This window comes from uncultured Lamprocystis sp. (assembly GCF_903933125.1).
Lineage (GTDB): Bacteria > Pseudomonadota > Gammaproteobacteria > Chromatiales > Chromatiaceae > Thiodictyon.
Genome location: NZ_CAIZIZ010000566.1, coordinates 1 through 8,866 on the forward strand (window position 1 = coordinate 1; position 8,866 = coordinate 8,866).

The following is an 8,866-nucleotide window of genomic DNA, read 5'->3' on the forward strand; positions in this document are numbered from 1 at the left end:
CCAGTCCGGGAGGGATACAGAAAATGACTGTCTGAACCGTCCGGTTTCACAAAATTTCACGAATGTAGTGCCACTGACCAATTTTTTCCGCTGTAAGCGGATGATCTTAAGAGAGAAATAATCTGAGGTGTTAAACTTGGGCTAGTGACGGTGGTCCTGGCAGGCCCTGCCGCAAACCATGCGCAAGCGCTCGCGGACTCACCAACATTCGCGCCGGAGGTGCCGGCCAAGATTACGACGCCCGATACGGCCGAGACCCGCATCGGCACTTTGCGCTTCAAGGACGGTGCCCCCGATGCGGCGACGGTGCAGTTAGCCTACGACCAACTGGATTTCGGTCGCGGCGTCGATGCCTTCTTGAAAGGCATGTCGGCCACGTCCGTCTATGCGCTGTGCCGGGGCCTGGAGGCGGCGGGCATCGAGACCAATCGGGGCATCGGCATCAGCGAGGACCTGCTCGATGCCCGCTCACTGTTTCTGACGCCCAACACGACCACCGTCTACGTCTTGGCGTGCCTGAATCTCAATCTACGAGGAACTGAACGGCGTGGTGCAGAACGAGCCTGCGGACTGGGTCGATCCGGATACGGCGGGCCTGTACGCCGCCATCGGCATCCGCAAGGGTCACCCATTCGCGCCAGACGAACGGATGAAGAAGACCCTCACCGAGTCGGTGGCCGTGGCGAATGCGATCGCACGCGCTAACCTGTTTGCCTCGCGCGACCCGCGGACCCGGATCTTCTCCGATCGGCAATGGCTGACGCCGTTCGTGGGCGGCAGCTACCAATTCCTCGACGGGGCCGAGCGTCTGCTTGACGCGCGCATGCTGTTTTTCTATTACGCCACCGGTATCACGCCAGCCATGAGCGAGGCCAAGCCAGGCACCGGCTCGGCCTACGCAGTCGCCTTACGCGACTCGGCGGGTGAGTATCTCGACGGCGGACGCACCTACAAGGTCGATCTGCCCGGACCCATCCCGGCGAAGGACTTCTGGTCCTTTACCGTCTACGACAACCAGACCCGCTCCCTGCTGCCGACGGACCAGAAACTTGCCGGCATCGATAGCACCTTACCGGATATCAAAAAGAACGCGGACGGCGGCGCCACCGTCTGGTTTGGACCCAAGCCGCCGCCCGGCGAGGAAACAAACTGGGTGCAAACCATGCCCGACAAGGGCTACAACGTGCTGCTGCGGCTCTATGGGCCGCTGGAGCCCTGGTTCGACCAGACCTGGCGGCCGGGTGATTTCAAATTGCAGCCATCAATAATGTGATCGTGTCTTTGTGATTTTCATAGTCTCCTGCGGTTTGGATAATGGGTAGGTTCGTGGTTGTTAATACTCCCGGCAATCCTGCCAGACCACTCCGGTTTCCTGGGTATGATCCAGCAACCAGGGCACCGCGACCAGCGCCTTGGGATGAATGTCATGAAACAGAATGACGCCGCGCCGCCATAACAGCATCAGCGTCATAATCCGCTGGGCCGCGTCTTCGCCATTGACCCGACTATTCCAATCCTGCGAGTCGATATTCCACAGCGCTACTTTCAGATCGTGCTTGCTGAAGAAGGCACCGCTATCGGCGCGGCGTTGTCCATAAGGCGGACGAAACCAGGGCTGATAGGATTGCGGGAACGTTACTTTAACCAGATCGCGGGTGTCGATAATTGAGCTTTGCCATTTCTCCCATTTGGCGTGAGATTCATGTCGCCAGCCGTGCAGCGCGGCGCATTGTCCGTGAAACAGCGTTGCCGGCGTGGCCGGCTCCGCTTGTTTCAGCCGGGCTTGCAACCGCTCGCCCAGCATATAAAACGAGGCGTGAAGATTATTTTTTGTCAGTAACGCCAGCAGTGTATCGGTATTGCCATCGGGTTGCGAAGGTCCATCATCAAAGGTCAATACAAAATGCCGATCCGGAAGTTCAAAGCCGGTGTGTTCCAGCGCGGAAAAGGTATCAATTTCACTGCTGACCTTCGGGAACAGTGCAGCCAGCCTAATCAATTCACCGGCATAGCTGTTATGGAAAACCCGGGCTTTGTTGTGCCAGTTGCGATAGGACTCAGGCAATTTTTCTTCTAATTCTTCGGCGGCGGTCAGAAGTTCATCCGCCGTGCTGATGTTGTCGCAAAAGACCTCGGAACTAGCGCAGTCAGCCGCGGCAAACCGCCAGTTTTGCAACAGCTGTGCGGTCAACTGATTGCGCACCCGCGCGACCGAAGCGGCATCCACCTGTTTAATTTTGAGTTGGGCTTTTAATGTCGCGGCGTCTTGTCCCGCCACTTCGGCCAGCGCAGCAGCAAATACCAGAATTTCCGCTCTCGAAGCGCGATCAAAGGCAGCGGTTGAATTCATTGTTTCCGGCCATAGCGACCGATCCGCAAAGGCGACGGTGTCCGGGCCATAAGCAAACAATGGTTTAAAGCAGCACATCAACAGGAAAGCCATCAATGCTTTTTTCATGGTCGCTTCCGGCAATGCCAGGCGGACTTCGCTGCCAAAGACCGTAGCATTGAAGGAAGGGCTCGGCAAGGGCAAACTGCGATCCGCCGGTGGCCGACGGGGAGCAGCGGGGAACAAGCCGCTGTTTGGCGGCACGGCAGCGGGTGGTGAAGTCACGGGCGGCGGCGGCATAATAGGGCGTCAGAGGGTGGACAGGTCCTAAGGTATCTCCACGAGGGCCTTGGTCATAAACCCGGCCACCGCGCGATCGGCACGGTCGTCGGTCCGCGCAGCGGACCCTACTGCGCTTCCAGTACGAGGGCCTGGGTGTCGGCACCCTGGCCTTTGACAGCATCAGCGGCCTCGGTCGGCCCGGCACCGGCACCCTGAAGGTCGACGGTGCGGTGGTCGATACCAAGAAGATAGAGAAGACGCTGCCGATGATCCTGCGATGGGACGAAGCCTTCGATATCTGCTCCGACACCCTCACCGGCGTGAACGATGCGGACTATCAACCACCCTTCACGTTGACCGCCAAGCTCGATAAGCTCACGATCAAGGTCGATCGTCCGGAGCTTTCGCCCGCGGACATCCAGAAGCTGAAGGAGGGGGCGGCGAAGGCCGAGGCCGGTAGGGAATAGTCAAAAAACTGAATCTACGAGGAGTTGAACGGCGCGGTGCAGAACGAGCCCGCGGACTGGGTCGATCCGGATACCGTGGGCCTGTACGCCGCCATCGGCATCCGTAAGGGCCAGCCGTTCGCGCCCGACGAGCGGATGAAGAAGATCCTCACCGAAGCGGTGGCCGTGGCGAATACGATCGCACGTTTGAACCTGTTTGCCTCGTGCGACCCGCGGACCCGTATCTACTCCGACCGGCAATGGCTGACGCCATTCATGGGCGGCGGTTATCAGTTCCTCGACGGTGCCGAGCGTTTGCTCGATGCACGCATGATGTTCTTTTACTACGCGACCGGCATCACGCCCGCCATGGCCGAAGCCAAACCGGGCACCGGCTCGGCTTACCGGGATCGCGCGAAAAGCCCCGCCGTTCAGGGCGGGGATGGATAGCGCCGGACGGTGGACCCGTCCGATAGCTGTTTAGGTGGGAGTCTGTTGCTGTTCGATGTATTGGCGCACGATGGCGATTGGTGCGCCGCCGCAAGAAGCGGCGAAGTAGGAGGGGGACCAGAGAACGCCTTTCCAGTAGCACTGCTGGAGGTCGGGCCGTTCCTGGCGTAGCAACCGGCTGGACACGCCCTTGAGGCTGTTCACCAGGGCGGACACCGCCACCTTGGGCGGGTACTCGACTAACAGGTGAACATGATCGTCCTCGCCGTCCATCTCCACCAAATTTGCCTGGAAGTCGGTGCAGACCTTGGCGAAGATCGCGCGCAGGCTGACGATCGCCTCGCCGTCGAAGACCTTGCGGCGGCACTTCGCCACAAAGACCAAGTGAACATGCATCGCAAAAACGCAGTGCCGACCATGCCGAATGTCGTTGTCTTGTTTCATAGGCCAAACTATACTCTAGGCTATGTTGCGTTTCCAAGCCTTCAAGTTCGAGCTGATGCCAGACGGCGGGCAGGCGCGCGATATGCGCCGCTTCGCGGGATCGTGCCGGTTCGTCTTCAACAAGGCCCTGGCGATGCAGCAGGAGCGGTTTGCGGCCGGTGACGCGAAGCTCGGGTATGCCGGGCTCTGCAAGGCCCTCACCGAGTGGAAGGCCGACCCGGCGACGGCCTGGCTCTGCGACACCCCATCCCAATCCCTGCAACAGACCCTCAAGGATCTGGAGCGGGCCTATACCAACTTCTTCGCCAAGCGGGCCGACTTTCCCCGTTTCAAGAAAAAGGGGCGTTCCGGCGACAGCTTCCGCTACCCCCAGGGCTTCAAGCTCGACCAGACCAACGGGCGCTTGTTCCTGCCTAAACTGGGTTGGCTGCGCTACCGCAACAGCCGCGATGTGCTCGGCACGGTGAAGAACATCACCGTCAGCCAGTCGGGCGGCAAGTGGTTTGCGTCGATCCAGACCGAGCGTGAGGCGGAGATCCCGGTTCACCAGGGCACGGCCGTCGGGATCGACCTGGGCATTGTTCGCTTCGCTACCTTGAGCGACGGCGCAGTGTTCGAGCCCCTGAGCAGTTTCAAACGTCAGGAACAGGCGTTGGCGAAGGCGCAGCGCGCCATGAGCCGCAAGACCAAGTTCGGGAAGAACTGGAAGAAGGCGAAAGCCCAGGTCCAGCGCATCCATACCAAGATCGCCAACGCCCGGCGCGACTACCTGCACAAGACCACGACCACGATCAGCCAAAACCACGCGATGGTGTGCATCGAGGACTTGAAGGTTCGCAACATGTCGGCGTCAGCGGCCGGGACGATCGAAGCGCCGGGTACCAACGTTCGGGCCAAGTCCGGCCTGAACAAAGCCATTCTCGACCAGGGTTGGTTCGAGTTCCGCCGACAACTGGACTACAAGACGGCGTGGAGCGGTGGGCACCTGGTCGCGGTGCCCCCACAGAACACCAGCCGGACCTGTCCGTGCTGCGGACATCTCGCCAAGGAGAACCGGCAGACTCAAGCCCGGTTCGCATGCGTGGCATGCGGTTTCGAGGAAAACGCCGATTTGGTCGGCGCGATCAATGTTCTAAGGGCGGGACACGCCCGGTTAGCCTGCGGAGAGACTTCGCTCATTGGAGCGTCGGCCCAGGAACCCGCCGAAGCGACTATTCGCGAGCAAGCTTTGCGCGTAGCGCCGTAGGAATCGCCGTCCTTCAGGTCGGCGAGGATGTCAATGGTCTTTCTGTCGAGCCTGGGGGTCGCCCTCTGGAGTCACTGGAAGAAGGCGCAGTTGCCCGCGCCCGCGTTTTATGACCAAGCCCAACTGGCCGCGCCACGCCAGACCCCCACGACGCGGCAGCCCTTCACCGTGCAGGCGCAGGGCATCCTCTATACCATTGAGCCGCTCTACGACTATGTGCTCGAGGCCGTCGTCGTGAGCCTGCATGACAGCGACGTCATTTCGGATATCTATCACTTCAAGGATTGGCAAGACTTCATCAACATCCGTGACCTGTGTGTGGTCTGGGGCGCGAATGTCCGCACCGATGCCTTTCGCGCCATGAGCTACAGCAACACGACCTGGACCTGTTGGGTGGGGCCGCGCAACGCTCCGGCGGCCCAGTGGTTCGCCTGGGACCAGTTGTCCAACAACCACCTGCTGAGCGCCGACCCGCAGGTCCAGCGGGCCATCAAGTCCGCGGTCATCGGTGACCAGATCCGCCTCACCGGCCAGTTGGCGCGCTATTCACACGGCGGCGGGTTTCAGCGGGGAACCAGCACCACCCGCACCGACCAGGGCAATGGGGCCTGCGAGACGGTCTATGTGGAGCGCTTCGAGATCATCCGACCGGCCAACCCCGGTTGGCACCTGGTCTATCGGTTGAGTCTGGTCCTGCTGTGGGGCGCGCTGCTGGGTCTGGTCGTGCTCTTCTTCGTCGCACCGGTGCGGGGGTTACGGGGCTGACCTCGGTGGTGAGGCACGTAACGGACACTGGTGGCGAATTGCGCCCACGCGGGCGCAGTCGCCGCACCGGCTTGGCTCAGACCCGGAAAGTCTCACGCCAAGGCGCCATGACGCCAAGGGTCTTCAAGGCGATAGCGAAACCGGAGGCGCTCGCGGAGTGACTGGGGGCACCGCAGAATTGCGCTCTTCTTGGCGTGCTTGGCGTGCTTGGCGTGCTTGGCGACTTGGCGACTTGGCGTGAGATAGGTTCTTTCCAGACTCCGCGGTGGGGAGAATTCGCCACCAGTGTCCGTTGCGCGCCGCATATCCTGAGCGGGTTGCTCGCGGAGATAGCGGTTGAGCGAGGCTACACCGCAATCGAACGCCTGACGGTCATGACCCGACTCCAACGGCTCGATGCGCAGCGACGCCGTCGCCCAAGTCACGGTCGGACGATCCGCGCATGCTCATCAACTCGCCGCAACTGATCGCCAACGCCGCGCTGCCGGCGCCCCTCGCGGCCAGTCGTGTGGCGAGGTCGTGAAGTACAATGGCGGATCGGCGCGCACGTCCCGCACCGGCCGCCGGACCCTGGATCTTCCAGGCCGCACGCCGGCTTGACTTCGCCCGGACCGGGCGACCTGTCGGCGGCGGACTGCCCCGGCCAGCCGAGCTCACCAGATCGCCCGCAGCGGGCTCACCGGAAACAGGAGCCGACCTTGGCCGCCATCGACGACCTCATCACCCACATCCAAGACCCGCGGCTGCGCGCCGATTTCGCGCGCGAATGGGCCGAGGCCAAGAAGACCCGCAAGTTTGGCCTCGTGTTCGACCGACACCTGCCCGAGCTGGTGCCGATCCCGCAGGCCCGGCCGCGGCGGGGGGACCTGGTGGCGAAAAAAGGCGGCTCACTCGCCGACCTGTGGCGGGTGCGCCGCGTCGCGGGCGGCATCGCCCAAGTCGTGCGGCCGGAGGACACCCCGGCGGCCGGCGACCCCTGGGAACTACCGCTCGACGAACTCATCGTCGTGCGCCGCTTCGGCGAGCCGATCTACCCGGCGCTCGTGCCGATCGATCGCGTTCAGAACGGCCCGCCCGCCGGTCCCTGGCATTGTCTGATCGAAGCGGATAACTTCCATGCCCTGCAACTGCTGGGCTATCTCTATGCCGGGAAGGTCGATTGCATTTATATCGACCCGCCTTACAACACGGGCGCTCGGGATTGGAAGTACAACAACGACTATGTGGATGGCAACGATGCCTGGCGGCACTCGAAGTGGCTGTCATTCATGGAGAAGCGATTACGGTTGGCGCAACGGCTATTGAATCCAGACACGGGCGTATTGATCGTCACGATTGATGAGCATGAAGTTCATCACCTGGGGATGCTTCTGAGGCAACTCCTGCCAGATGCATACCAACAAATGGTAACCATCGTTGTAAATCCAAAGGGCGTAACTCAAGGCCGATTCTCGCGAGTCGAAGAGTATGCTCTATTTTGCTTTATGAAGAACGCCTTCGTAAAAGGGTTAGAAGATGATCTATTGACAGTTTTGAGTAGAGGTGTGAGCACCAGGTCAAAGCCGCGCTGGAAAGGATTATTGCGATCTGGGACCAATGCTCGACGCATCGACAGAGATAAAATGTTTTTTCCGGTTCTGGTTGACGACGAGCGTTTCGCGGTTGTCGGCGCGGGAGATTTCCTGCCGCTGGATCAACTCCCCACGCTTGATGCAAGAATCAATGGATACATGGCCGCATGGCCGATTCGCTCCGATGGCTCTTTGGGAAACTGGGGTGTCAGCCCGTCGTCCCTACGACAATTGATTGAGAAGGGATATGTGAGTCTGGGCGGATACGACGAGAAGAGAGGGACTTGGGGAATTTCTTACCTCAGCGCAAAGCTCCAAAAGCAAATCGAGACTGGCGCTAAGTACTTCAAGTGAAATATTTGTAGGCGCCAATAATTGCAAAGCATTGATTTAAAAGAAAGATAATAATTAAGCGCTCATAGCGAATATATTGATGTACTTATATGTATCCTTGAGTTTGATCAACTGAGGAATGTCGTTAAGGTTGAGTATGCGGAAGCACGCGAGCGGCAAATCAAGACAGTGTGGCACAGAAGCAGGCACGATGCTGGTGCCTACGGTTCTGATATTCTGAAAGCTACCTTTGGAAACACGGGGTCATTTTCATTTCCTAAGTCCCTTTACGCCACGCACGACGCCATAGCGGCGGTGGTTCGTGATCGCCCGGATGCATTGGTCGTTGATTTCTTTGCTGGCAGCGGGACCACATTGAACGCTGTGAATCTGCTGAACGTTGCCGATTCCGGACAGCGGCGATGCATACTGGTGACCAATAACGAGGTCTCAGGCGAGGAAGGGCAAACACTAGTTCAACAGGGCTCGCAACCGGGCGATGAAGAATGGGAGAAGCTCGGCATTTGCCGCTCAGTGACCTGGCCGCGCTCAAAGTTCACGATCTTGGGGCGCCGCGACGATGGCACCCGGTTGCCTGGCGACTACCTGACCGGCAAGACAGTCGAGCGCGAGCGCCCGCGGCGCGTGGTCCAGATTGGCTTCGTCGCACCCGGTGCCTTGGATACCCCGGCCAAGAAGAAGCAACTCACGGCCCTGATCGATGGCCTGCCGCAAACGCTGGTCAAGGACCCTTGTCCCTTCATCGTCTCCGAGGACCACAAGGTCAGCGTGCTGTTCGACGAGACGGCGGCGGAAGACTGGCTCGCGGCCCTGGACGGTCAAGATCAAGTCACCGATCTCTACCTCGACTTTGGCCATTTTTGCCTGAGGCCGGGCGCTGTGCACGGGTGGGCTGGACCAGGGCCGGCGGCTCCTGCGGAGGTGGCGGCAGCGGGAGACCGGCGGTATCGTCTGAAGTCGACCAAAACACCAGCCGTCA

10 protein-coding genes and 1 pseudogene are annotated in these 8,866 nt (G+C 60.4%); 8 read left to right on the top strand and 3 right to left on the bottom strand.

Features of this window, described 5'->3' with window-relative positions; all coding sequences use genetic code 11:
• The first annotated feature begins 219 nt into the window (after positions 1-219).
• Both QZY03_RS30705 and QZY03_RS30710 read left to right on the top strand, forming a co-directional pair.
• A complete protein-coding gene (locus QZY03_RS30705) occupies positions 220-705 on the top strand; it encodes a hypothetical protein (RefSeq protein WP_295587993.1) in 486 nt (161 codons plus the stop codon).
• Positions 650-1,273, top strand: a complete 624-nt coding sequence (locus QZY03_RS30710; protein ID WP_295587995.1) for a DUF1214 domain-containing protein — start codon at positions 650-652, stop codon at positions 1,271-1,273. Before QZY03_RS30705 ends, QZY03_RS30710 begins: the two co-directional genes overlap by 56 nt.
• Positions 1,274-1,333: 60 nt before the next feature.
• On the opposite strand, the gene QZY03_RS30715 is transcribed toward QZY03_RS30710, so the two are convergent.
• Positions 1,334-2,533, bottom strand: a complete 1,200-nt coding sequence (locus tag QZY03_RS30715) for a polysaccharide deacetylase family protein (RefSeq protein ID WP_295587997.1) — start codon at positions 2,531-2,533, stop codon at positions 1,334-1,336.
• A gap of 308 nt (positions 2,534-2,841) precedes the next feature.
• Between QZY03_RS30715 and QZY03_RS30720 the strand changes: the two genes are divergently transcribed.
• Both QZY03_RS30720 and QZY03_RS30725 read left to right on the top strand, forming a co-directional pair.
• Positions 2,842-3,078 (top strand): hypothetical protein, encoded by a 237-nt coding sequence (locus tag QZY03_RS30720; RefSeq protein WP_295587999.1) that lies wholly within the window; start codon positions 2,842-2,844, stop codon positions 3,076-3,078.
• 36 nt (positions 3,079-3,114) lie between these two features.
• Positions 3,115-3,507 carry a hypothetical protein gene (locus tag QZY03_RS30725; RefSeq protein ID WP_295588001.1) on the top strand — a complete coding sequence of 131 codons (393 nt, stop codon included), beginning with the start codon at positions 3,115-3,117 and terminating at the stop codon, positions 3,505-3,507.
• 30 nt (positions 3,508-3,537) lie between these two features.
• Here the strand turns inward: QZY03_RS30725 and tnpA are convergent, their stop codons facing one another.
• Positions 3,538-3,951, bottom strand: coding sequence for an IS200/IS605 family transposase (tnpA, locus tag QZY03_RS30730; RefSeq protein WP_295588003.1), 414 nt, complete (start codon positions 3,949-3,951; stop codon positions 3,538-3,540).
• A 22-nt stretch (positions 3,952-3,973) separates the two neighbouring features.
• On the opposite strand from tnpA, the gene QZY03_RS30735 reads away from it, so the two are divergent.
• Together QZY03_RS30735 and QZY03_RS30740 are read left to right on the top strand one after the other, a co-directional pair.
• Entirely contained in the window at positions 3,974-5,197 is a 1,224-nt protein-coding gene (locus tag QZY03_RS30735; RefSeq protein WP_295588005.1) for a transposase, read from the top strand.
• A 27-nt stretch (positions 5,198-5,224) separates the two neighbouring features.
• Positions 5,225-5,962: a hypothetical protein gene (locus QZY03_RS30740; protein WP_295588007.1), complete on the top strand. Its 738-nt coding sequence runs from the start codon at positions 5,225-5,227 to the stop codon at positions 5,960-5,962.
• Positions 5,963-6,054: 92 nt separating this feature from the next.
• Here the strand turns inward: QZY03_RS30740 and QZY03_RS30745 are convergent, their stop codons facing one another.
• Complete coding sequence (locus QZY03_RS30745; RefSeq protein WP_295588009.1) at positions 6,055-6,387, bottom strand: hypothetical protein; 333 nt, start codon at positions 6,385-6,387, stop codon at positions 6,055-6,057.
• 273 nt (positions 6,388-6,660) lie between these two features.
• Here QZY03_RS30745 and QZY03_RS30750 point away from each other — a divergent pair, with 273 nt between their 5' ends.
• Together QZY03_RS30750 and QZY03_RS30755 are read left to right on the top strand one after the other, a co-directional pair.
• Entirely contained in the window at positions 6,661-7,887 is a 1,227-nt protein-coding gene (locus QZY03_RS30750; RefSeq protein ID WP_295588010.1) for a DNA methyltransferase, read from the top strand.
• A gap of 411 nt (positions 7,888-8,298) precedes the next feature.
• Positions 8,299-8,866: pseudogene (locus QZY03_RS30755) on the top strand (hypothetical protein); the annotation flags it as partial.

Bases quoted from the DNA above. Each gene is read 5' to 3' on its own strand.
- QZY03_RS30710 (WP_295587995.1), top strand. From the start codon at position 650: ATGAAGAAGACCCTCACCGAGTCGGTGGCCGTGGCGAATGCGATCGCA.
- QZY03_RS30735 (WP_295588005.1), top strand. From the start codon at position 3,974: ATGTTGCGTTTCCAAGCCTTCAAGTTCGAGCTGATGCCAGACGGCGGG.
- tnpA (WP_295588003.1), bottom strand. From the start codon at position 3,951: ATGAAACAAGACAACGACATTCGGCATGGTCGGCACTGCGTTTTTGCG.
- QZY03_RS30740 (WP_295588007.1), top strand. From the start codon at position 5,225: ATGTCAATGGTCTTTCTGTCGAGCCTGGGGGTCGCCCTCTGGAGTCAC.